Genomic DNA, 23,088 nt, shown 5'->3' on the forward strand with positions numbered 1-23,088 from the left:
TCGTTTATGGATTAATAGACCTCTGCATCGATCTCCGTCTCTGACTCGGGGGCATGTCCTTCTACTTCAATAATCATCCGCAAAGGTAAGCATATAATCACATCTCCCGGTTTCGTAATATGTCCGAAGGTGAAGCAAATCTTCTGTGGACAGTCGGATTCGACAACCTCGATGCCATAGTCATGGATCTTGAGCTGATCATATCCGCGCGAAGTTCGTACCTCGACATATTGCGTCTCGGAAGTGAGTTCTACTGTTTTGTAGATTTCATTGTCCACTTTAATTGTGGCATAGTAATGTCCCGTTGGCTTAACAGTTGCTTCGGAGCTGCCCATAATCCATCTTGCACCGATGATGAGGAGAGCGATGGACAGTACGACGGCGATCAGTACGAGGTCGCCTTGCTTGAAGGTTCGATGAATCATAGAGGTCATCTCCAGTAGCTGTTAATTTCTCTCGGTATTTTATAATAAGAATGTGTGTTTTTCGTGTGGAAATGCAGCGCTTCCGCGGTTTACTTCTTAGACTCATTAACTTATGATGGGGCTATGAACGATGAGATAGAGAGGAATGTGGATATGGAGCAAACAGAGAGTAGACTGACGAAGCCGGAGGCGATGATCTTCGATATGGATGGGACGCTGTTCATGACGGAGACATTATTGTTACCGGCGTATCATCGCATGTTCGACCAACTGCGGGAAGAGAAGCTGTATATGGGGGAGACTCCGCCTGAGCACGTTATTCTTGGTTGCCTTGGCATGCTGCTTGATGATATCTGGAAGAAAGTCATTCCCGATGCTAGCGAGGCTGCCCGTCAGCGGGCAAATGAGTTACTGCTCGAACTGCAGCTGGAGGATTTACAGAAGCATCATTCGAAGCTGTATCCAGGAGTACTGGAGACGCTAACCGAGCTGAACAAGCGAGACGTTAAGCTGTTCGTAGCCAGTAATGGACTAGAACACTATGTAAAAGGAGTAGCCAGAGCTCATCAGATTTTCCCGCTATTTGAAGGTCTATATAGTGCCGGCGAATATGAGACAGCATCCAAGGTGGATCTTGTGAAGCTGCTGCTGGACACTCATCATATACATAATGCCTGGATGGTAGGAGATCGCTCCTCGGATGTAGAGGCTGGCAAGAAGAATGGACAGACCGTCATTGGCTGTGCCTATGCTGGCTTCGGGAACGGGCAGGAGCTGGAAGGATCGGATCGGTTGATTGCGGACTTTACCGAGCTGCTGAAGCTGTATGATCATGCAACTGCTGATTAATATGACCATCTGGACAAAATAAAGAAGTCGCTCCTTCAAGAAGGGGCGACTTTATGTTTATAGACCCACAGCGCATATTCCAATGGTCTGACAATCGAGCGGTGATAAGCCTCAGGATCTCCGGACTGGATGAACACCTCTCGCGCGGGCTTAGGATTGACCTCAAGAATGAATATTTTTCCATTCTTATCAATGGCCAGGTCGAGGGCTAGCTCGCAGAGTGCACCGTACGAATCTTCCAGATACGCAGCAGCCTCGACGCTCAGCTTCTCGGCAGTACGGCGAATTTCCATACGCTTCTCTTCATTCGGAGCAATTTGCCGCAGCAGCGTATTCATGGGCACTGCCTGACCTCCGCCATGTAGATTGGAGGTGATGCTGCGAGGAGGACCAACGCGTCCGGCACATCCGGTTACGTCCCATACGCCCTGCCCATTCTTCTGCACCAGCATGCGGTAATCATGAACCCTACCGCTCGGCAGTTCAATCTGAATCCCCTGTTGGGCAACAAAGCGCTTATCGCCCTTCCAGCCGATTAGATATGGAACGAGCCGCGATTTATGAACTTTCTGGGCAGGGATGATCTTGCGATTCAGTCTTCTTCCTTGAATATAGAAGGTATCCTTGCCTACCTTTTCTACTCTCAATATGCCTCTTCCGCCAGTACCGTTGATCGGTTTGATATAAATGGTCGGATAGCTTTTGAGAAGTGAATAGACGTTAGCGGAATTGTGAAATAGTGTTGTCTCGGGCAGATAGGTGCGAAACCTCGACTTGCGCAGCAAGGTTTGATATACGGTCCATTTATCCCGGAGCGGACGATTCAAGAAAGTCATATTTCTGTATCGGGCGCGGAATCTTTTTAATTGCTCGAAGCGTATGCTGCGTTGGATCCGGCAGCGGTCGTAGATCATATGCGGGAAGCTCCGCCATTTACGAGACCATTTCCGCTGCTTGGGATCATAGATAAGAGCGTGAATCATATTCTTCTTAGAGTCAACATCCATAGGGGTAAAAACAAACACATCTAATCCGAGCTTCTGTCCTTCGGAGATCATTCTTTGATAGATGTGCCGTTCTTCAAGCTGTTTTTTATTATTCAAATATAATGTCAAAATGCCAAGAACGGGTTGTGCCACTTACATATTCACCTTCTTTGAGCGAGGTTGGGGACAGATTCCTGTTTTCCACTGGACTCTGATAGTCCTAGTATAGGATCTTGCGTTGAGTCCTGTAGGAGCAGTCCGCGTCTGCCACCATGGATTTTAATCAAGCCCCTGGCGCAGAGCCCGGCCCGGAATCCCATCTGCAGGGCGCTGAGATCATCCAGTGCAATCCGGCAGGTCAGCGAGCCGAGGGCGGCAAGCTGCTGCTTGAGCAAGGCCGTTCCAAGACCGATCCCGCGGTATAGAGGGTGGACCACGATGATGCAGAGGTCCTGCCCATAGCCTGTTGCGCCGGAGAAGGCAGCAATTCTTGGGCCGTCTTCTGCCTGAACTGTGACAAGCTGTAATAATGTGCCTGGCTTGCTTAGATCCAGGTGCTTGAGTTTCAGCAACTCCTGGTAGACATTCCGGTACAATCGCTTGCCGCCATACCTGCTGATAAATGCCAGAATCTCGCTTTGCTTTCTTCTCCAGTCTATCTCGTTGTCAGGCTTCAGAGTTAACCAGTCCATCTTGGTCCATCCCCCCCTTGCGGATGTTATTTGTCCTGATGAGCAAGGTAATTGCTGAATTGGAAGACACGTTCCAGTGATTTTCTACGAATATGAGGTTCATCAAATTTCATCGGTTTGGCATTCGCTTCGAAGAACCAGATTTTGCCGTCCGTGTCGATCCCAAGATCCATGGACATCTCCCCCAAAGTATGACCACAGCCTCGTTCCACCTGCTTGGCGATGAGCAGAGCACTCGATTTAAGCCGGTTGATCAGGAATGTGGTCATGTCGGAGCCGAAGGTCGGGGTTAGCAACTTATCAGGGTCCTCTACGCTTCCTCCTTGTGGAACATGGGTCGTAATCCGGTGTGGCCCGGCCAGACGGGCGCCGACCCCGGTTACGCTCCATACGCCTTTTCCTGTCTTCTGCACCAGCAATCTCAGGTCAAAATGGCGGTCCATATAGGAAGTAAGCGGAATGCCTTGCTGCATAATATAAGGCACACGGACCGTCTCGGCTCTAATTCTCCGCCACATACTTGCCATATTATCGGTCATATAGAGTACATTCTTTCTTCGGGTCCCCTGGATCGTTAATTGATACGCCTTGGGACTGTCAGGATTATATTTCAGCAGCATGATTCCTTTGCCGGCTTTACCGCTCTCGGGCTTCAAATACAAGCTTCTGTACTGCTTTAGCATATCGAGCAATGTCCGTGGAGAGCGCATTCTTTTCGTATCGGGAACGAGGCTGCGAGTAGAGCGGTTCTTCTTCAGCCAGTCGAACAGGCGCCATTTATTGAAGAAGTACGGGTTGAACAATTGGATCGAGTGGTGTTTGACACATTGGTCGATGATACGTCTTACTTGCGGCTTATTCTCGTCTTCACGTAGTGGAATCCGGTTATATATGACATTGGGCAGAGGAAACCATAGCTTCTTCCAGGTTTTTTCCTCTGGACTATAGGAGTAGCCATGCACCTTTTTCGCTGACAATTTCAAATCCTTTGTTGTGAGAATATAGACGGGGAAATCAAGTTCCCTGCCGATCTTCACAAGATCGCGAAAGTTGGCGCGGTTCCCTCTGAATTGTTTAAGTTTGTCGTGTACCGTGAGTATGGCTACGACAGGCTTTTGGTCAGCTAGAAGATGACTCATCAGCCATCCCTCCTCCGGAATTTGCTCAGATATAAGCAATGTTCCAAAATATGCTCAATGGAGGCTCTGCCTTCCGCGCGGAGAGAGGGATGCTTGAATATCGATCTTCCCGGCTTGGCATTCGCTTCGAACATCCAGACCCGTTCGTCCTTATCGATCCCGATGTCGAACCCGATCTCTCCGAGCAGATGCTGGTGGTGGGCCTCGATCGATTCGGCGAGGTTAATTGCGACTATCTTGGCATTTCTAAGTACATCATCCGCTCTTGCGCCAAAGGCTCTTCCGAGAGCCTGCTCCGGAGTTAACAGTGAGCCGCCGTTCTTCAGATGTGTCGTCACGCTGCCCTTGCCTGCCTTCTTAGCACCAATGCCCACGACGACCCATTGGTTGCGGCCATTCTTGTGCATATGGAATCTGAAATCGATCGGGCAACCATCGATCTCTATCAGCCGAATTCCCTGCTGGGCGACATAGCCGCGCAAGGCGCGTCCGTGCCTCGCCTGGAGCGTACGCATCAGGCTGCTGAAGGAGTTGAAGCGCAGCAGGGCGTTGCGCCCGTTCTTGCGGTACCGAGCATAATATCCGTTCTTCGCCACATGCGACAGGCGATAGATGCCGTTCCCAAGACTGCCGCCGCTCGGTTTATAGTAGATAAGTGCGTGACGATCCAGCAGCTCTTTAATTTGTTCTGGTGAAGGACTATTGATCGATTCAGGAACGAAACGACTGACCAGCGTATCTCTCTCCAGCAAGCGATAGATATCGGATTTATTGAAGAAGCTCCAGTTGAAGAACGGGATTCTTCGGCGGATAAATCGCTCACGCAGCTGATTGATGGAATTCGTCGTCTCTGCACGGCGGCTTGGCAACCGGTTGTAGACAACATCGGGTAACGGTACCTTCTTGCGCGTGAAGCGCCCGTTCTCGCCAAGGAAGAATCCGTTGATTGTCTCGTTGGTCCAATTGATATCTCTCGGTGTGAAGGCGAAGATGTAGGACTGCTTGCTGCCCATCGTCAGCAATTGCTTGATGAAGCCGGTCCTAGACCCGAAGGGATGGGCCAGCGACGAGGTTGGGCCATCGGATAGTACGCCGATGAGCGGACCGATCTGGACCTCGCCTTCCTGAGCGCGCAGGAACACCCCGCCTGCCTTCGGAATTTTTATTCCTTTGCGAATTCCAGAGGCCAGGTATAGATGTTTTCCTGTTTTGTTAATGGACTTGACTGTAGCGGGAACGCGTTCTCCGCCGAATCTGAGGTGGACCGACTTTTTTCCCGACAGCTTCAGGTTTTTCATTAAGGAGCCGGACACGTAGACGACCCGTTGAGGCTGCTGCGTGAAATGGACGTTGCCAAAAGTCAAACTCATGAATTTTTTCCTCCTAAAAGTACGTGGTTCAAAAGTCAGATATTGGGGTCTAACGGTTTTTCCGAGCCACATTCAGGATTTGCTATGCAATAAATAGCGAGCGTACCCCATTGGATTTTGTATCGATTTTCTGGCGCTTTTCATATCGCCGATTTTCACAAATGAAGTGCGCCCTGGTTTGGAGTTGACCTCCAGTATCCATACTTTGCCTTTCCGGTCGACACCGAAGTCGATACCCAGCTCTGCCAGACGGCCGTAGTGGGCTTCCAGGGCTTCCGGAATCTCCGCGGCGAGCTCTTGAATTAATGTGGCAATCTTTCTTCCAGCACCGCTCCCATACTGCTCGATCAGGAAGGGAATCGCCTTATGGGCTGTTCCACCGCCGTGCAGATTTGATGTGACGGACTGCTTGCGGCCGACTCGTGCCGCCTTGCCGGTCTGCTCCCAACGGCCGGTCTCGTTCTTCTGCATTAGTACCCGGATGTCAAACGGCTCACCTTCTGCATTGGTAAGCTCCAGATAGGGCTGGATCAGGAAGGGGCGGCGTCCAATGAATTTATCGATCCATTCCAGGCCTTGCTTCAGATTTAGGAAGCGACGGTTAATGACATTGTTATTTCCAGCTCTCCCGGTGATATGGAGCTCATTTCCGAATGTCGACATCTTGACGTGCAAGGTCCGTCTGCCCTGTGTGCCTAACTGCGGTTTAAGGAATGCTTCTCCTCGGTGGGCATGCAGCCATTCGGACAATGCGGTAGAACCTTGATATTTTACGGTTTCCGGTAAATAGGAGGTGAACTGCGAAAATTTGCCTAGTGTCCGGTACACGGCCCATTTTCCTGACAGACTCCGGGTCAAATAGATGAAAGGATGGTTCTTCTTCAGCAAGGAGAGGGTCTGCTGCTTCTGATTCAATTGCTTGCGGTCACGGGAAAAATACCGGTCATATACGATATCCGGCGGCGAGAACCATTTCCTTCCCCAATGTCCATCCTCATAGAAATAGCCGGCTACAAGTCCGCTATCCGGATTGACGGAGACCGGGCTGAATACATAGACCTCAAGCCCCTCTCTCTCTCCCATGATGCACAGATTGCGGCAAAAGGCCGATTCAGCGAAAGGAACTGTTCCTTCGCTTCTTGCTACCAGAATGCCAACCGCTCCTTTTGACAGCTTAGCCAAACTTCTCTCCTCCTTAGAATCCGGACAAATAACGAGCATATTCAATCACTTGCTTCACAGAGGGACGGATTTTGCCCCCGCCCATGGGTGTGTTATCATTCTTGGATGGCTTGGAATTCACCTCGAGCAGCCAGATTTTCCCATGGTGATCCACGGCTAGATCGATCCCAAGCTCTCCGAAGTGGGCCGGAATCTGTGTATCAACGCCCCTGGCAATATTGAGTGCCGCTTTGCGCAGTTGAGCGCTGACCCGGGATTTGACCCCGATTGGAAGCGAGCTTCGAGAGACGGCGTCCTTAACGGTGCTAAGTGATCCTCCGCGAGCCAGATTGGAGACAAAATGCTGGCTGCCAGCTGTTCGGGCTACGATCGAGGTAATGTTCCAGGCTCCGCTTCGGTTCTTCTGCACCAAAGCGCGAAAATCGACTGGACGCCGATCGCTTTCGATGAGAACAAGTCCCTGCTGGATCTGGTAGCGTGTAGTCTTCATCTTGGGCGATATAGCGGAATACAGCTTGGTGAGCGAAGGATAGACCTGTCTCTTGGTTCCCCCGACCAATGCGGTCATCGATTGATACGCCCCGCCTTCTAGTCGGGAGATCCGTATGATGCCTTTGCCGAGACTTCCTTTGACCGGCTTCAGGAAGACGGTCGGATACTTGCCGCACATCATCTTCAGCGTAGAGTAGCCGCGGAACAAATGGGACTCAGGCAAGTAGCGCGATACGGATACGTCTCGCCCCAGCGCGTCGAAGACTTCGGTTTTGTCAAGGAATTTTTCGTTGAAGAAGTGGCTTCCATAGCTGGATTTTACTTCTTTCATAAAATGCTGTACGCTAGGTTTATTCTCTAATTTGCGGGTTGTCAGACGATTGTAGAATACATCTGCAGCAGGCACGGTAATTTGTTCCCATGCTTCACTGAAGACCCAGCCTGACAAAGAGTTCGAACTCGTTCCAATGTGATCCGGTGTGAAGAAATAAACATACACTCCCTGACGCTGGCAGGCTTTCACGAGCTCTCTGCAGAACATCGTAATTGGACCGAAGGGCCTATCCGAAGCTCCTGCATAATCTCTGCTGATTAACACTCCGACAAGTGGACCAAACTGGAGAGTAGTGGAGTGCGGACGGTAGCTGAGCCGTAACGAGGAACGGGGCAGAACACCCATTTTCCCGGCCAGTTCTTGGCTGATCCTTACGCCATCGAATCTGGCCAAGGGAATGACTTTGACGGTGTGCCGAAATGAGCCGAATGCGAGCTGCACCGGGTAATGGGTCGGGATTTTCCATTGCCTTATCAGCTGTTCGCCTAGGACGAGATAATCATTATCCAACAGATTCGGGCTCATAATCTGAATCTTTATTTTTTTGGAGGGCATGAAGCGTAAGTCTCCTTCCAAGCTTAAGCTTGATATCCTGGATGCTAATAAGGGTATCTGCGTAAGTGCATGTAATGCATCATATGAGGACATAGAATCCTTGGTGATTGACCCATGTTTGATTTCATTAGCCTATATTCAGGGATTTCGCGGATGGGACATGAGGGGCCAAGGGGAAGGTAGGTATTGAGATGAATCCTTGGATTTATATTATGGTCAGTGTAGCTGTCGCTGCTTTCGTCGGCGGTATCACGAACCATTTTGCAATCAAGATGTTATTCCATCCGAGAAAGAGGATCATGATCGGTCGATTTCGCGTCCCGTTCACTCCGGGATTAATACCGAAGCGTAGAGAGGATATCGCACAGTCGCTCGGAAATGTCGTTGCCGATTACTTAGTAACGCCGGAAGGTCTGCAGGATATGGTGCTCCGCCCTTCCTTCAAACAGAAGGTAGAGGATTATTTACGGGCGCTTCTCGATAAATGGACGCAAAGTCCACTCACGTTGAAAGAGGCCGTTTTAACCGTGTGGGAGGAGGATAAGTGGGAAGCGATCAAGCTGAAGCTTACCGATACAACCAACTCGGTTCTTGAGCGTGGGATGGATTGGCTATGGGATCAATATGGTCTGGGTGAGAAGGCGCTCAAAGAGGTTATCCCTGGTTGGACAGAAGAGAACCGGGAACGCTGGAGCGAGATAGCTGCGGAGGTTCTTCTGCGAACGATTGAAGAGGAACTGCTCTCTGCTGGAGGTCAGCGGATGCTGTCGAAGATGGCGGCGGGCTTGGCTGATCAAGCTGGTGGATTCTTGGGTACCATGGCAGCGATCTTCATGGATGAAGATAAGATGGTGCGCAAGCTGACCCCTGCCCTAGTCCGTGCTCTACGGGGGGACGAGACGAGAGAGAAGGTAGCGGGAGCGATTAAGGATAAGCTTGAGGAATATGCTGAGAAGCCAGTCAACGAACTGCTGCAGCTCTTAGCGAATGAAGAGGGCAAGGACTGGATCATCTCACAGATCCAGAAGCTGCCGCTGGATAAATGGATAAGCAAGGCCGAAGAATTGAAGCTATCATCCTTGCTGGCTTCCTGGAAGCCTCAATTGGAGCATGCGATCCCTGGCTTTACAGACCGCATGCTTAGAGGGATTGTTCGTGGGATTCCGGTAGTGATGGCAGCTATTCAATTGCCTAAGCTGGTGCATGAGCAAGTGCAGAATTTCCCGATCGAATTGTTGGAGGAAGTCATTCTAAGCGTCTCAGGTAAGGAATTCCGCGCAATTACGTGGCTGGGCGTAGTCCTTGGGGGAATGATCGGCTTACTACAGTCTTTGTTCATGCTGTGGTGGCGATAGATAGGTTGCTTCAAGAAGCTTCAGGGTAACCGATCCTTGAGAGTACGTACTAATAGTGGCAGGTACCCCATGAATCGGTTATTATTGTTTGGAGTCTGTTCACAAAATTTCAGGAGGTCATAGAAATGAATATTTATGATAAAGCGAATGAATTAGCGAAATCGTTGAGAGAGAGTCAGGAGGTTGCGGATATCAAATCGGCGATGAAGCTGATCGATCTGGACTTGGATAGCAAGCGGATGCTGGACGAGTTCCGTGCACAACAGAATGCAATGCAGCAGCGTATGATGTCCGGGGATATGCCATCCCAGGAAGAGATGGGGCAGATGGAGAAGCAATTCGAGAGCCTTAGCTTAAACCTTAACATTCGCCGTTTGTTCGATGCAGAGCGCCGCTTGAGCGTCATTATCCAGGACGTTAACAAGATCATTACTGACAGCCTGCAAGACCTGTATGGACCATCGATCCAAGGGTAGAGGCAAAACCTACGTGAGCACCGGAAGGCCCGGCTGAGTTCAAGATTCGATGTCGAATAAGCTTTCAGTGTTACTTCGTGATCAAAAGCGACTTTTTGGACAACCTATCATATTGCGAGTTCAAAAAGGTCGGTTTTCAGCACCGAGAAGGTTGGATGAAGCTAGGGACTGAGGAGCGGAGCGTAGGCAAAACCTACGTGAGCACCGGAAGGCCCGGCTGAGTTCAAGATTCGATGTCGAATAAGCTTTCAGTGTTACTTCGTGATCAAAAGCGACTTTTTGAACAACCTATCATATTGTTCGAATCTCCTTCATAGAGTAGATATATAGATTCCATGTACGAGCTGATGGAACATAGTCTATTCCAAGAAATGAAGGAGTTGTAGCTAAGATGAAAGTTGTTAAGAAGAAGAGCAAGTGGAAACATGCCGTGTATTTGATCCTAGCCTTGGCTATGCTGGTATATGCCATTCCCCTGATTAAATTCCAGCCAGGCGGGGGCTTTGTATCCTGGTTCGGAATGGTCTGGGCAGCTTTTGCCCTACTGGTTATCGGAGCGCATTTACATTTCCTGCTCGGTGTGAATGAGGAGAAGCAGCGGGCCCTGGATGCTGTCCGCCGCGCCAAACTGAGCGAGTGGCAGAGCACATGGGGCACCACGGAGCGTCAGAATCATAGCATGTAAATTTGACAGCAAGCGCGAATCTTCCGGTTCAAATAGAACTGGAAGGCTCGCGCTTTTTTATGGATACAGGTCACCTTTGATGAGTGATTCAACAGCAATAAAATAATTCTATTAATAATAGCTATTTTTGCTAGTAAAAACATATAGTTTTTACTAAAGTAAATAATGCTTAAACAGCTCTTTTATCTAAATAAACAACCTAAATGCTCGTTATATATGGCTATATTAGCATATTAAGGATCAATTACGATTATTTTTACTGATAAAAATTGTTGACTTTTTACTAAAACTAAAAATATAATGAGAAAAAAAGAAACGCTCCACTTGGATAAGAAGTGAAGAAGCCGTAACGTGAGGCGATATTCATTCTTGTTTTTAGTAATTTCGAATGCGCTTTCATATTTGAGAGCTCCAGGGGGTGCCTAGCAAACTTAGAACAGGCGATTCATAACAGTTTCGTGTGGTAGGATTCAGGATTCAGCGTAGTCTTAAGATTTGGAACACAAATTTAGGGGGGGCTTTTATGCTGAAAGCAAAAGGGAAATCATTATTTATCGTTATGTTGCTGGTGGTTCTGTCTTTAACAGCTTGCGGAGGAGGAACGGGGAATAAGGCGGATCAGGGCGGCAAGCAGACGATTCGGTTTGCAACTTGGGATTCTGAGGATAACTTGACGCTGCAGCAAGAATTGATCGATAAGTTTAATGAGCAACATCCTGATATTCAAGTGAACCTGGAAGCCTACGGCAGCGATTATGACACGAAGATTACAGCTGGTATGGGGGCAAAGGATGCTCCGGACGTGATGTACATGTGGAATTACCCAACATATAAAGATGCGTTGGAGCCTTTGGACCCTTATATTGAGAAGGAAGGCAGCGACTTTAAGGACAATTTCTATGATACGCTGTGGAATTATAACTCGGCCGATGATCAAATCTTGGGCCTACCAGTGGGCTATACTACACACGTCGTCTACTATAACAAGGATTTGTTCGATGCTGCGGGCATTCCGTATCCGCAGGACGGATGGACATGGGAAGATCTGCAGGCTGATGCCAAGAAATTGACTAATGATGCGGAAAGTATCAGCGGATTTGCCTTCTCAGGCAAGCCTGATCCTTATGATTATGAGATGTTCTTATGGGGGAACGGTGCATCCTATGTCGATGATAAAGGCAACCTTGAAGGGTACCTGAATAGTCCCAAATCGATTGAAGTACTGACAATGTTCCAGAACATGCTTAAGGAAGGATACGCAATTACGACCGAAGGCTCGGGAGCAACGGAGATGAAGTCAGGCAAGGTAGCCATGTTCACAAACGGAGCTTGGTCGCTCGGTAGTCTGCGTGAAGCTGGGATTAATTTTGGAGTCGTCGAGTTGCCTAAATTCAAAGATGGAAGCGCTGTCAGTATTGTGTCTTCCTCAGGCATATCGATGTCGAAGGAATCGAGCAAGAAGGATGCGGCCTGGGAGTTCATTAAATTCTGGACGAGCGAAGAAGCGAACAAGGAGCGAATTGACTATGAACTTCCTGTACTGAAGAGCGTGGTCGAGAGCGAGAATTTGAAGAACGATGATATGAAGAAAGTATTCTATCGCATGCTTGAGATGAGCGAAAAATATACACCGGCTTCGTTCAAAGTAGATAACTGGAGTGAGATCTCCGAGCGTCTGGAACTAGCGTTTGAGTCGATCTTTAATCCGAGCACTTTGATGGATCCGAAGACCGTGTTGGATGATGCTGCACAATAAGAACAAGTTCAATAAGGTTCCTAAAGTCAATTTATTGAACACCTCGATAAATGGATTGAATGAATTCTAGAAGTGTGTGTTCAAAAAAGGCCGATTTTCGTGATCAAAAGTGGACTTTTTGAACTACCTCTAAAAGCGGGAAGGGAGCGATGAGGCTGTCGCTTCCCTCCTTTCCTGACATAATCACCCGCTTAGGGATACGCTATCAGACTAAGAGGAAAGTCGGAGGTTAGCTATGGAACAAGCAGCCAAAAGCTATAAACGAGCCCGCAAATTAGCAAAATGGACTCCTTATTTATTTATATCGCCCTGGATCGTCGGGATCTTACTGTTTACGGTTGGACCATTAGTATTTTCGTTAATCATGAGCTTCTTCAATTGGCCTGTCACCTCTAAGCCGAAGTTCATCGGGCTTGGTAACTATTCCAAGATGTTCACAGATGACCCTCAATTCTATAAATCTTTGTGGATTACATTGAAGTTTGCAATCTTCTATGTTCCACTCAGCCTGGGTATCTCGTTGATACTGGCCCTGCTCATTACACAGAATGTGAAAGGGGTCAAAATATTCCGCACCATCTTCTATCTGCCTGCTGTCGTGTCTGGGGTTGCTGTTTCGATCATTTGGGGCTGGATTTTCAACACCAAATACGGGATTTTGAACTACGCACTGTCCTTGCTCGGAATTGAAGGGCCGAAGTGGCTGGTCGATCCGAATAGCGCGATTATCTCCATCGTCATTGCCAGCGCCTGGGGTGTCGGAACGATGATGTTGATCTTCTATACGAATATTAAAGGCATTTCGCCAGATTTATATGAATCGGCAGCGATTGACGGGGCGGGGCCGTTCCGACAATTCTGGAGCATTACCTTGCCGCTGATTACGCCAACGCTATTCTTCAACTTGATTACATCCACGATTTCCGCATTACAGCAGTTAACGCTGGTCCTGCTTTTGACTAATGGCGGGCCGCTCAAATCGACCTATTTCTATGGGCTGTTCGTATACAATAATGCGTTCAAGCATCATAAGCTCGGTTATGCCAGTGCAAACGCCTGGTTTATGTTCATCATCATCTTATTGTTAACTGCATTGATCTTCAGATCTTCCTCTGTATGGGTGTTCTATGAGAATGAAGTGAAGAATAAGCCTGCGCGGGGAGGAAAGGGCAAATGAAGACATCAGCATGGTATAAGACGATCATCTATTCTCTACTTGTGTTGTTTTCGATCTATTTTCTGTTTCCGTTCATATGGATAGTGCTGACCGCGCTGAAGACAGAATCCGAGGTGTATCAGTATCCGCTCGTATTTTTCCCGGGCAACTGGAGATTCTCCAACTTTGTCGATGCCTGGAATGCCCAGCCCTTCAGCAAATATTTGCTGAATTCGATCACGATTACGGTGCTGACAACCATTGGACAGATCATTTCCTGTTCGATGATCGCTTATGGGTTCTCCAGATATGAGTTCAAGTTCAAGAATGGCCTGTTCATCCTGCTGCTGGCGACGATGATGATCCCTTGGGACGTTACAATGATTCCGCTCTACATGCAGTTCAATTTATTCGGCTGGATCAATACGCTGAAGCCGCTGATCATACCTGCCTTTTTCGGATCGGCATATTATGTGTTCTTGTTACGGCAATTTCTAATGGGCGTGCCTAAAGAACTAGAGCATGCGGCCAAGATTGACGGGGCTAATGACTTCCAGACGTACTCTAGAATATTTGTACCGATTATGAAGGCGCCGCTAACGCTGATTGCAGTTCTTAATATCCTCAGCGTATGGAACGACTATCTTGGACCGCTCATCTTCTTGCAGGATCGCTCGAAGTATACGCTAGCGCTAGGGCTGGCTGCGTTTAAAGGAGTTCATGAATTACAGATCATTCCGATTATGTCGATTACGATATTAATGATTATTCCGCCGGTAATCGCCTTCTTGTTCGCACAGAAATATATAGTTGAAGGAATTAGCGGAGCGATTAAATAACAGCTTCAAGCGTTATACAACAATGGTATTGGGGAGGAAGTTGGTATGAGAAGAAGCTATAAACGCTGGGAGGATATTCATCTATCTCACATCAATCGTAAAAGCGCGAGCGGAAGCTACTGGCGCTATCGCTCGAAGAAGCAAGCGCTGGAGATGAATAAAGAGGAGAGTATCGGCTATCAAAGTCTGGACGGAGAGTGGGAGTTCCTCTATCTGGAGGCGCCTGAATTGTCTCCGTCAGGCTTCTATCAAATAGATTATGATTCTAGCAAATGGGACCGAATTGAGGTTCCCTCCTGTTGGCAGATGAAAGGGTACGGGAAGATGAGCTATACCGATCTGTACTATCTGTTTCCGATTAATCCCCCGTATGTGCCAACCGACAATCCAACAGGTATTTATCGTCGTAGCTTCCGTGTGGATGAACTGGCTTCGGGACAGCGCATCCTATTGAAATTTAACGGCGTGGATAGTGCTTTTGATCTATGGATTAACGGTGAGCATGCTGGCTACAGCAAGGTGAGCCGCCTGCCATCGGAGTTCGATATTACTCCGTATATTGCAGCAGGAGATAATCAGATCACGGTTCGTGTCTATCAATGGTCGGACGGAACTTATCTGGAAGACCAGGACATGTGGTGGTTGAGCGGTATCTTCCGTAGTGTTGAACTGTATCAGATGCCGGAGACGGCGATCGAGGATATTTATGTGGTGACGGCATTTGATGAAATGTACCAAGATAGTGAATTGAAGGTACAGATCAAGTTGGATAATCGTTCTGCGCAGGGCAGAAATGTCCGGATCGCTTGTGAACTTCAAGACGAACAAGGAGAACTCGTAGCTCAGATGGAGCAAGGAGTGGCAATTTCTGCTGAGGCGACCCATGATATTACGTTGACTAAGCTGATCTCCGCGCCTATGCAATGGACAGCAGAAACCCCGAGTCTGTATTCGCTGCTCGTGACACTGTTTGAAGGAGACCGGGCTATTGAAGTCATCCCTCTGCGCATCGGCTTCCGCTGTGTTGAGGTGAAGGATGGCAACATTAGAGTGAATGGCAAAGTGATCATGCTGAATGGAGTCAACCGCCATGACCATGACCCTGAACATGGACGCACTGTTAGCAAGGAGCGTATGTTACAGGACATCCTTCTCATGAAGCGCCACAATATTAATGCGGTTCGTACCGCTCATTATCCGAACAACGAAGTATTCTATGACCTTTGTGATCAATATGGGCTGTATGTTATTGACGAAGCGGATCTGGAATGCCATGGCTTTGAGTTGATCGGTCGTTATGACTGGCTGTCCGATAATAAGGAATGGGAACGATCCTATGTTGACCGCGCTGAGCGGATGGTGCTTCGCGACCGCAATCATGCTTCGGTCATAATGTGGTCCTTGGGCAATGAATCAAGCTTCGGCAGTAATTTCGTAAGCATGGCTAGGGCCTGCAAACGGCTGGACCCGACGCGCCTAGTCCACTATGAAGGGGATCGCCAAGCGATCATCACCGATGTCTATTCTACAATGTATACAAGGCTCGAGAGGCTGAAGGAGATCGGCCGCGATGATGAAGGCAAGAAGCCGCATTTGATGTGCGAATACGGACATGCCATGGGCAATGGACCGGGCGGCTTACAGGAGTATCAGGATGCATTCAGACAGTATAAACGCCTTCAGGGCGGCTTTATCTGGGAATGGTGTGATCACGGAATTCAGCAGGTCAACACAGATGGGAATCTTTATTATGCATACGGTGGGGACTTCGGGGATGAGCCTACGAACGGTAATTTCTGCATCGACGGCTTGATTTACCCGGATCAGACACCTTCTCCTGCATTGCTGGAATATAAGAAAGTGATCGAACCGGTGAAGACGAAGGCCTTGGATCTGAAGCAGGGCATGATTGAAATAGAAAATACGTATCAATTTATCGATCTCTCCCATTTGCAGCTTGAATGGCAGATTGTATATGACGATCAAGTGCTTGGCCAGGGGACATCACCGCTGAATACTATTCTGCCTGGCGAGAAAAGAGAGCATCGAATCGACTACTCCATCGATGAAGTGCTTCCGAACACAGATTACTATTTGAATTTACAATATAAATTGAAGGACGGAACGCCTTACGCCGAACAGGGGTATTCAATAGCCGATGCGCAGTTCAGGTTGCCGTATGAACGGACAGAATTGACTGTGCGCCAAGTATCAGGAGAGCTAAGCATAGTTCGGGATGCGGTGTATACGACAATATCCAATGCTCAGTTCGAAGCGGTATTCGACCATGTGTACGGTTACTTGCACAGTTATCGCAGGCAGGGCGCCGCATGGATTGAACGCGGTCCGAGACTGACGATGTGGCGGGCACCGATCGATAACGACATGTACAAGGTTGACGATTGGAAGAAGAAATATTTCCTCCATCTCAGCAGTGAGCAATTAATGGGCTTTGATGTGAAGGATCATGGCAGCCACGCGGAAGTAAATATATCAACATACTTCAGTGCTCTGAATCAGGCCTTTGGCTTCGAGTCAACTTATCGTTACACCGTGTATGCGGATGGAACGATCCGGCTTCATCTGGCGGGGGAGCCTGTTATTTATGGCAAGGAAGTTCCGTCCATGCTGCCGCGGCTAGGTATCGAGATGCATGTTCGCCAACAGCTCGGACAAGTGACCTGGTATGGCAGAGGCTTCGGAGAGAACTATATCGACAGCAAGCAGGCATCGATGATGGGAGTGTATCGCGCAGCGGTTGAAGAACTGCATACTCCTTATGTGTATCCGCAGGAGAACGGCAACCGCATCGATGTGAAGTGGTTCAGTATGTCGGACCTTGAGGCGTCGTCGCTCCTGTTCAAATCGCGGCACAGCTGCGAGTTTACTGTGCATGATTACACGACAGAAGCGCTCGAACGGGCGAAGCATCATCATGAATTGGAGAAGGCCTCCTATCACGTCGTTCATATCGATGACATGCAGACAGGACTTGGTAGCAATAGCTGCGGCGAGGAGCAGCTTCCTCCATACAAGCTTGGCCTCCGTACATTTGCAATCGATGTTGAGTGGTCGGCGGTTGTCCCTGGGACCGAAGTGAGTGCAAGCAAACGGCTGTATGCCGAGAAGGAGTGAGGCGATGAATATGAATATTGCGGATATTCCGTTCAGCCGCTACGGATCATACTTTGCCTTCTCCCTGGATCGGAAGACCGGTCAGCTGATGCTGCGGGATCTGCATGGTGGAGATGAGGCACCAAGCAACATATTTGAGGTTTGTCTTATGCAGAACGGCGTGCCGGTGGACTATGATCTTGATGTAACAGAGACGAGGCTTCGTCTCGTCCATCGCAATCAGCCAGAGCAATGGGCAGAGCTATGTATCAGTGATGAAGATGTCATTCGCGGTATGATGAATGGTGTATCCCTGCAGCTCACGGCACTCAAGTCGCGTTACGACAGTCTCATGCCTTACAGGGAGGGACAATGGGAGTACCATTTATATACCAAAGAGATCAAGCTGATGTTCACGCTTCTTCGTGGAGAGGTTGATGTGGATGCACCCTGGAGTACGGTGGGCAATGAGCGAATAGCCATTACGTTCAATCCGAATGGCAGGAAGTGCAGCTTCGCCATCGAGAGTTATAAGACGGTCTGGATGAGACGAGAGTATGATGACTACTCTGCGGCTTACGAGCGGGTGAGACAGCATTATGAACAGTGGCTACAGCAGATGACGATCGTGCCGGATCGATTCGAACCTTCTCGCCAATTGGCCTCTTATATAACTTGGTCCTGTGTCGTGCATCCCGAAGGTCAGCTAACGGATTACGCAATGTACATGTCCAAGAACTGGATGTTTAATATTTGGAGCTGGGATAACTGCTTTAATGCCCTAATGCTGAGTAAGCGGCGGCCCGAGCTGGCGCTTGCTCAACTGGAGATATTTATGGCTCATCAGGACCACAGCGGCATTTATGCGGATTTCATCAATGATAAGTTCATTTCCTTCAATTGCTGCAAGCCGCCGATCCATGCTTGGGCTTTCACTCAGATGAGACAGCAGAACGCCAAGTTTAATGAGCCAGCGATTGTAGCCAATGTGTATGATAGCTTAAAGCGGGCGACGAATTATTGGCTGGAACATCGCCGCAGCGATTCCTACCATCTGCCGGTGTACAATCACGGCAACGACTCTGGCTGGGATAATGCTTCGATCTTCCATGAAGGGGTTCCGGTCGAGTCGCCTGATCTTGCAGCTCATCTGATTCGCCAGATCGATATATTAAGCGATATGGCGGTCGAGCTTGGGCTCATGGACGAGGCAAAGAAATGGAGCAAGACGGCCGATGAGATGTACGGTCTGCTTATGGAGCGCCTGTATGTGGATGGTACCTTCGTTGCCAGATATGCACCGGAGGACCGAATTATCGAACATCAAGGCAGCTTGATTCTGTTGATGCCGCTTGTGATCGGCTACAGGCTGCCGCCAGAACTAACCGACAGGCTGGTGCAGGTGTTAATTGATAAATTCGAAGCTCCATATGGGATATGTACGGAGAGCATGGACAGTCCGCTATATAAGGACAATGGCTATTGGTTAGGGCCGATCTGGGCACCGGTCAGCTATTTGTTCATTGATGCACTTCAAAATAATGGATATAATGAACTTGCGGCAGCGTTGGCGCATAAATTTATGGAACTGACACTTGTCGGAGGAATGGCGGAGAATTTCGATCCATTCAGCGGCAAAGGCCTGGTCGATCCTGCCTTTACTTGGACATCGAGTGTATTTCTGCTGTTAGCGGAACAGTTCGCTATGGCGGTGAATGGTAAAGGATGAGAAAATATGCAGGTGAACTCGGCCTTCTGTTAGTAGCGGTCATCTGGGGAACGGGATTTATTGCGAGTGCGATTTCGCTTGATTTTATGTCACCCTATCAAGTGATGGCAATCCGCTTCCTGATCGCCTCCTGTCTAATGGCTCTGATCTTTATGAAGCATATTCGGACTTTGACGCGGCCAGCGTTAGCGGCGGGCGTAGTACTGGGCATATTTCTATTCCTGGCCTTCCTGTTGCAGACTTTGGGCCTGCAATATACGACCCCTTCCAAGAACGCATTCCTGACCGCAGTTAACGTTGTGATTGTTCCGTTTATCGGTTTCCTTCTCTTTCGGAGAGGCTTGGATAAATACGGTTTGATCGGTGCGGTTCTGGCCATTGCCGGCGTTGGTATTCTTTCCGTAGAATTGAACGGAGCTTTTAATACCGGAGATGTCTTGACTTTACTGTGTGCGGTTTGCTTTGCTTTTCATATCTTCTTTACGGCAGAATTCGTCAAGAAGCACTCGCCGATCGGACTGACGATCGTGCAGATGTTTACAGCATTCTTACTATCTATACTAGTCATCTTGTTTCGTGGAGAATCGCTTCATTTCGATCTCGATGGCAGAGGTTTGCTGGCAGCGTCCTATTTAGGTATATTCAGCACGACGGTCGCTTTTCTGGTACAGACCCTCGCGCAGAAATATACGACCGAGACCAAAGCAGCGATCATATTGTCGACGGAGGCGCTGTTTGGCACTCTGTTCTCGGTGTTAATCTTGCATGAGCAGCTTACGATACGTATCATTATCGGTAGCATATTGATTTTGGCAGCGGTGATTACAGCAGAGACGAAACTGGCTTTTTTACAAAATAAGATGAGTAGGCGGTATAATGGCAACGATTAAAGATATTGCGGATATAGCCAATGTCTCGATTGCGACAGTGTCGCGGGTATTGAATTATGATGAGACGTTGAATGTGACCGATGAGACGAGACAGCGGGTCTTTGAGGCTGCTGAGCAGCTATCCTATCAGGCGCCGAGTCGCAAGAAGCGTAAGCGGAGATTCAAGATCGGGCTCTATTATTCTTATTCTCTGGAAGAAGAATTGGATGATACCTATTATCTCTCGATTCGTGTTGCATTGGAGAAGAAGCTAGAGCAAGAAGGCCATAAAATATACCGTATTCGCAGCAGCGACCAGCCCGAACGGCTGCGGACGATCGATGGAATAATATGTCTCGGTTTCTTCGTTAGAGAAGACATCGAGCGCATTTCAGGCTTTCAGAAGCCGGTAGTCTTTATCGATTCATCTCCGGATCCGGACCGATTCGATTCGGTTGTCATCGATTTTCATAAGGCGACGCGCAAAGCGCTTGATTATTTGCTGGAGCTTGGGCATACGAAGATTGGCTTTATCGGCGGTGTCGATACGGATAAATCGGGCAATCATTACTATGATCTACGGCAGGAAGTGTTCGAGAAGTACTTAAAGAGCAAGGACCTCTATCATGAGGAATATATAAAGATCGGTGGCTATAATCCGAAGGATGGCTATCTGCTGCTGAAGCAGTTGCTAGAGCTCAAGGAGAAACCGACAGCCGTATTCGTCGCGAATGATACGATCGCAGTTGGTCTCTACAAAGCCTGCTCCGAGCTAGGCTATCGCATTCCAGAGGATATAAGCATTATCGGATTCAACGATATCTCGGCCGCACAGTTTATGGTCCCGCCTCTGACCACGATTCGTTTGAATACGGAGTTTATGGGCGAGACGGCTGTATCGCTGATGCAAGACCGCTTGAATAGCGCCAGAGAGATTTGTCTGCAGATCACGATCCCGACGAAGCTGATCATACGCGAGAGCGCTATTGACGTGAGATGAACAGCGGAGTGTGGCGGGATGTAGTGTTCTGCTAGTAGTGAGTCATATTTGATGAAGATTTCTGAAAATGTTGTAGCTCATAGCTGGAACCGTTTTTATAGGGTTGCACCATTCGTAGTAATTTGCTGCGATGGGGCAGCCTTTTCTGTTTTCTAATAACCTAACCTAGCCTAAAGTCTAGCTTCAGATACCACCTAAGACGGTTATGCCACGCAAATGAGCCGGATATAATAGATTTATAAACTCAGAGCGTGACTTATGAACTCAAAGGAGTGTTTGAATGATGAAGGCAACAGAAGCGACTGCCACGGCGCGGTCAGGCAAGGTGAATTGGGCGTTGTTTAATCCGAAAACCTATGCAACGATCCTCTATTTACTGATATCTCTCCCGTTAGGGATTATCTATTTTACAGTAGCGATAACAGGAATTGCACTATCAGTTGGTCTAACCCCCGTATTTATCGGAATACCGCTATTTTTTGGAGTAGCTAAGCTGTTGAATGGGATGGTGAAGTTTGAACAAAACATGATTAGACAAATTTTAGGTTTGCCTACCCCTCCTGTTTCGAATACTCACAATCAACAGTCTGAGGCTGGGCAGAACTGGTTGAAACGAATGATCAAGGATTTTGACGGGGGGCTATTCACTCGTAACCTGCTGCTCGTATTCCTGAGATTTGTAACAGGCATTGTCTTCTTTATTATTATGATAACGGCGATTTCACTAGGACTAGGACTTATTGCTCTTCCAGTCGTGCATATTATTTTGATGAATGAAATGCAGCTCGATATTTTAGAGAATAGCCTATTTAGCTATTTTCACATTGATTGGACCTATAATCAGCAATATATGCTGTACGTAGGGGTTGGCCTTGTACTTTTTTGGGTCGCGCTTCGCATCGTGAATGGGCTCATGCAAGTTCAGCGCAGAATCATGTATGTGGATGAGCCCTATCAGCAGCCGTCAGTGCCAATGGAAACGATGGTTCAGCCACAATATTATGACTACCCCGAGGATCCGTCTACTCAAGCGATGATACAGCCAGCCTACAGAGAGCTTTAAAAGCTCTCTTTTTTTATCTTCTATTTGATGCGTATTGATGCGTGGTTTATTTGGACAACTGAAGAGCTTTGTGAAATTCGTCGGAGACCAGGGAGCGCAATTCGGTGGCAAACGTTCCCCTGTTTTCTAAGGAAACTAGGGAACGCTATTTGTCGTCCAAGCGCCTCCCCAAATTCTAAGGAAACTGGGTAACGCGATTTGCCCCCAAACCTCCTTCCAAAAATTCTAACGAAACATGGTATCGTTATTGAGTCATTTTATCGTCAAATTCGGCTTATTTCTCCCAAATAACGATTCACAGTTTCCTTAGAATCTTATAAGCCCTTATTTTCAGTCTAATAGCGTGTCGTAGTTTCGTTAGACAAACATCAAGTCAATTAGATTAAAGGTCAGAAAAGGTCAAACTCAACATGTTAAGGTAAATCCTTACGTAAATTCAATGAATTTTCCTGATTTTGAGCTAATTTGCGGCTTATTTACTTTTGTCACTTAGTAGGTGGGGGCATATAATATAAGTGTAAGGTCAAACAAGGTCAAAGAAAGGGGAAATGATATGATGTTTGATTTGATTCCTTTTGGAAAACGCAGAGAAGATGCGTTCGGTCAGTTGGTGAAATCCTTCAATGATATGTTCGATGACGACTGGTTTACGCCGTTCAAAGGCTCGGGACTCTCATTTAAGACGGATATCCGTGAGACAGACCAGGCCTATCTGGTTGAGGCGGAGCTGCCCGGCTTTCAGAAAGATGATATCGAAATTAACTATGCAGCCCCTTACTTAACGATCAAAGCTGTACGCAAGGAAGAGAATAAAGTAGAAAATACAGACCAGCAAATTGTACGTCGAGAGCGTCATTTTGGAGAATATGTTCGTCGATTCTATGTTCAAGACATTGATGATAGCAGAATTACAGCGACGTTGAAGGATGGAGTGCTTAAGCTCGAGGTACCTAAGCAAGCGAACTCTGGTACTAGACGGATTCAGATTCGGGACGACAGAGATATTTGATGTAAAATATTGA

At 48.0% G+C, this 23,088-nt stretch carries 20 protein-coding genes; 13 read left to right on the forward strand and 7 right to left on the reverse strand.

The features are described 5' to 3' along the window. Nucleotides 1-11: 11 nt before the first annotated feature. Nucleotides 12-425: a NusG domain II-containing protein gene (locus ABD014_RS08010; protein ID WP_343859626.1), complete on the reverse strand. Its 414-nt coding sequence runs from the start codon at nucleotides 423-425 to the stop codon at nucleotides 12-14. Between the two features lie 153 nt (nucleotides 426-578). On the opposite strand from ABD014_RS08010, the gene ABD014_RS08015 reads away from it, so the two are divergent. Then, on the forward strand, nucleotides 579-1,274 hold the full coding sequence (locus ABD014_RS08015) for an HAD family hydrolase (RefSeq protein WP_343859628.1): 696 nt from the start codon (nucleotides 579-581) through the stop codon (nucleotides 1,272-1,274). 35 nt (nucleotides 1,275-1,309) lie between these two features. Here the strand turns inward: ABD014_RS08015 and ABD014_RS08020 are convergent, their stop codons facing one another. The 6 genes from ABD014_RS08020 to ABD014_RS08045 all read right to left on the reverse strand — a co-directional run bounded on the left by ABD014_RS08020 (nucleotide 1,310) and on the right by ABD014_RS08045 (nucleotide 8,024). Beyond that, nucleotides 1,310-2,413: a YheC/YheD family endospore coat-associated protein gene (locus tag ABD014_RS08020; protein WP_343859630.1), complete on the reverse strand. Its 1,104-nt coding sequence runs from the start codon at nucleotides 2,411-2,413 to the stop codon at nucleotides 1,310-1,312. Between the two features lie 8 nt (nucleotides 2,414-2,421). Next, nucleotides 2,422-2,952 carry a GNAT family N-acetyltransferase gene (locus ABD014_RS08025; protein ID WP_343859632.1) on the reverse strand — a complete coding sequence of 177 codons (531 nt, stop codon included), beginning with the start codon at nucleotides 2,950-2,952 and terminating at the stop codon, nucleotides 2,422-2,424. Nucleotides 2,953-2,978: 26 nt separating this feature from the next. After that, nucleotides 2,979-4,091, reverse strand: a complete 1,113-nt coding sequence (locus ABD014_RS08030) for a YheC/YheD family endospore coat-associated protein (RefSeq protein WP_343859634.1) — start codon at nucleotides 4,089-4,091, stop codon at nucleotides 2,979-2,981. Then, nucleotides 4,091-5,461, reverse strand: coding sequence for a YheC/YheD family endospore coat-associated protein (locus ABD014_RS08035; RefSeq protein WP_343859637.1), 1,371 nt, complete (start codon nucleotides 5,459-5,461; stop codon nucleotides 4,091-4,093). Before ABD014_RS08035 ends, ABD014_RS08030 begins: the two co-directional genes overlap by 1 nt. 72 nt (nucleotides 5,462-5,533) lie before the next feature. Continuing rightward, nucleotides 5,534-6,643 (reverse strand): YheC/YheD family endospore coat-associated protein, encoded by a 1,110-nt coding sequence (locus ABD014_RS08040; RefSeq protein ID WP_343859640.1) that lies wholly within the window; start codon nucleotides 6,641-6,643, stop codon nucleotides 5,534-5,536. A 13-nt stretch (nucleotides 6,644-6,656) separates the two neighbouring features. Further along, nucleotides 6,657-8,024 carry a YheC/YheD family endospore coat-associated protein gene (locus ABD014_RS08045; protein ID WP_343859643.1) on the reverse strand — a complete coding sequence of 456 codons (1,368 nt, stop codon included), beginning with the start codon at nucleotides 8,022-8,024 and terminating at the stop codon, nucleotides 6,657-6,659. 191 nt (nucleotides 8,025-8,215) lie between these two features. On the opposite strand from ABD014_RS08045, the gene ABD014_RS08050 reads away from it, so the two are divergent. The 12 genes from ABD014_RS08050 (at nucleotide 8,216) to ABD014_RS08105 (ending at nucleotide 23,075) form a co-directional block, all read left to right on the forward strand. After that, the gene (locus ABD014_RS08050) at nucleotides 8,216-9,379 is read left to right on the forward strand and encodes a DUF445 domain-containing protein (RefSeq protein WP_343859645.1); all 1,164 of its coding nucleotides are present in this window, start codon (nucleotides 8,216-8,218) and stop codon (nucleotides 9,377-9,379) included. Nucleotides 9,380-9,504: 125 nt separating this feature from the next. Beyond that, nucleotides 9,505-9,855, forward strand: a complete 351-nt coding sequence (locus ABD014_RS08055; protein WP_343859647.1) for a YlbF/YmcA family competence regulator — start codon at nucleotides 9,505-9,507, stop codon at nucleotides 9,853-9,855. Between the two features lie 391 nt (nucleotides 9,856-10,246). Beyond that, entirely contained in the window at nucleotides 10,247-10,540 is a 294-nt protein-coding gene (locus ABD014_RS08060) for a hypothetical protein (RefSeq protein WP_343859650.1), read from the forward strand. Between the two features lie 523 nt (nucleotides 10,541-11,063). Further along, nucleotides 11,064-12,296, forward strand: a complete 1,233-nt coding sequence (locus ABD014_RS08065; RefSeq protein ID WP_343859652.1) for an ABC transporter substrate-binding protein — start codon at nucleotides 11,064-11,066, stop codon at nucleotides 12,294-12,296. Nucleotides 12,297-12,531: 235 nt separating this feature from the next. Then, on the forward strand, nucleotides 12,532-13,473 hold the full coding sequence (locus ABD014_RS08070; protein WP_127001190.1) for a carbohydrate ABC transporter permease: 942 nt from the start codon (nucleotides 12,532-12,534) through the stop codon (nucleotides 13,471-13,473). Beyond that, on the forward strand, nucleotides 13,470-14,291 hold the full coding sequence (locus tag ABD014_RS08075; RefSeq protein ID WP_343859656.1) for a carbohydrate ABC transporter permease: 822 nt from the start codon (nucleotides 13,470-13,472) through the stop codon (nucleotides 14,289-14,291). Before ABD014_RS08070 ends, ABD014_RS08075 begins: the two co-directional genes overlap by 4 nt. A gap of 45 nt (nucleotides 14,292-14,336) precedes the next feature. Beyond that, nucleotides 14,337-17,426 (forward strand): glycoside hydrolase family 2 TIM barrel-domain containing protein, encoded by a 3,090-nt coding sequence (locus ABD014_RS08080; protein ID WP_343859658.1) that lies wholly within the window; start codon nucleotides 14,337-14,339, stop codon nucleotides 17,424-17,426. Between the two features lie 4 nt (nucleotides 17,427-17,430). After that, on the forward strand, nucleotides 17,431-19,134 hold the full coding sequence (locus ABD014_RS08085; RefSeq protein ID WP_343859660.1) for an amylo-alpha-1,6-glucosidase: 1,704 nt from the start codon (nucleotides 17,431-17,433) through the stop codon (nucleotides 19,132-19,134). Further along, on the forward strand, nucleotides 19,131-20,024 hold the full coding sequence (locus ABD014_RS08090; protein ID WP_343859662.1) for a DMT family transporter: 894 nt from the start codon (nucleotides 19,131-19,133) through the stop codon (nucleotides 20,022-20,024). The genes ABD014_RS08085 and ABD014_RS08090 overlap by 4 nt, the downstream gene beginning before the upstream one ends. After that, nucleotides 20,011-21,003 carry a LacI family DNA-binding transcriptional regulator gene (locus tag ABD014_RS08095; RefSeq protein WP_343859665.1) on the forward strand — a complete coding sequence of 331 codons (993 nt, stop codon included), beginning with the start codon at nucleotides 20,011-20,013 and terminating at the stop codon, nucleotides 21,001-21,003. Before ABD014_RS08090 ends, ABD014_RS08095 begins: the two co-directional genes overlap by 14 nt. Before the next feature lie 283 nt (nucleotides 21,004-21,286). Continuing rightward, nucleotides 21,287-22,066 carry a sensor domain-containing protein gene (locus ABD014_RS08100; RefSeq protein ID WP_343859753.1) on the forward strand — a complete coding sequence of 260 codons (780 nt, stop codon included), beginning with the start codon at nucleotides 21,287-21,289 and terminating at the stop codon, nucleotides 22,064-22,066. Nucleotides 22,067-22,622: 556 nt separating this feature from the next. Continuing rightward, nucleotides 22,623-23,075 (forward strand): Hsp20/alpha crystallin family protein, encoded by a 453-nt coding sequence (locus ABD014_RS08105; RefSeq protein ID WP_343859755.1) that lies wholly within the window; start codon nucleotides 22,623-22,625, stop codon nucleotides 23,073-23,075. The last annotated feature ends 13 nt before the right edge of the window (nucleotides 23,076-23,088 follow it).

Origin of the sequence: Paenibacillus motobuensis (assembly GCF_039521865.1) — a bacterium.
In the GTDB taxonomy this organism is placed as follows: Bacteria; Bacillota; Bacilli; order Paenibacillales; family Paenibacillaceae; genus Fontibacillus; species Fontibacillus motobuensis.

Excerpts from the sequence above, each read along its gene's own strand:
- ABD014_RS08010 (WP_343859626.1), bottom strand. The coding sequence starts at position 425 with ATGATTCATCGAACCTTCAAGCAAGGCGACCTCGTACTGATCGCCGTC.
- ABD014_RS08015 (WP_343859628.1), top strand. The coding sequence starts at position 579 with ATGGAGCAAACAGAGAGTAGACTGACGAAGCCGGAGGCGATGATCTTC.
- ABD014_RS08025 (WP_343859632.1), bottom strand. The coding sequence starts at position 2,952 with ATGGACTGGTTAACTCTGAAGCCTGACAACGAGATAGACTGGAGAAGA.
- ABD014_RS08030 (WP_343859634.1), bottom strand. The coding sequence starts at position 4,091 with ATGAGTCATCTTCTAGCTGACCAAAAGCCTGTCGTAGCCATACTCACG.
- ABD014_RS08035 (WP_343859637.1), bottom strand. The coding sequence starts at position 5,461 with ATGAGTTTGACTTTTGGCAACGTCCATTTCACGCAGCAGCCTCAACGG.
- ABD014_RS08045 (WP_343859643.1), bottom strand. The coding sequence starts at position 8,024 with ATGCCCTCCAAAAAAATAAAGATTCAGATTATGAGCCCGAATCTGTTG.
- ABD014_RS08050 (WP_343859645.1), top strand. The coding sequence starts at position 8,216 with ATGAATCCTTGGATTTATATTATGGTCAGTGTAGCTGTCGCTGCTTTC.
- ABD014_RS08055 (WP_343859647.1), top strand. The coding sequence starts at position 9,505 with ATGAATATTTATGATAAAGCGAATGAATTAGCGAAATCGTTGAGAGAG.
- ABD014_RS08060 (WP_343859650.1), top strand. The coding sequence starts at position 10,247 with ATGAAAGTTGTTAAGAAGAAGAGCAAGTGGAAACATGCCGTGTATTTG.
- ABD014_RS08065 (WP_343859652.1), top strand. The coding sequence starts at position 11,064 with ATGCTGAAAGCAAAAGGGAAATCATTATTTATCGTTATGTTGCTGGTG.
- ABD014_RS08070 (WP_127001190.1), top strand. The coding sequence starts at position 12,532 with ATGGAACAAGCAGCCAAAAGCTATAAACGAGCCCGCAAATTAGCAAAA.
- ABD014_RS08075 (WP_343859656.1), top strand. The coding sequence starts at position 13,470 with ATGAAGACATCAGCATGGTATAAGACGATCATCTATTCTCTACTTGTG.
- ABD014_RS08080 (WP_343859658.1), top strand. The coding sequence starts at position 14,337 with ATGAGAAGAAGCTATAAACGCTGGGAGGATATTCATCTATCTCACATC.
- ABD014_RS08085 (WP_343859660.1), top strand. The coding sequence starts at position 17,431 with ATGAATATGAATATTGCGGATATTCCGTTCAGCCGCTACGGATCATAC.
- ABD014_RS08090 (WP_343859662.1), top strand. The coding sequence starts at position 19,131 with ATGAGAAAATATGCAGGTGAACTCGGCCTTCTGTTAGTAGCGGTCATC.
- ABD014_RS08095 (WP_343859665.1), top strand. The coding sequence starts at position 20,011 with ATGGCAACGATTAAAGATATTGCGGATATAGCCAATGTCTCGATTGCG.
- ABD014_RS08100 (WP_343859753.1), top strand. The coding sequence starts at position 21,287 with ATGAAGGCAACAGAAGCGACTGCCACGGCGCGGTCAGGCAAGGTGAAT.
- ABD014_RS08105 (WP_343859755.1), top strand. The coding sequence starts at position 22,623 with ATGTTTGATTTGATTCCTTTTGGAAAACGCAGAGAAGATGCGTTCGGT.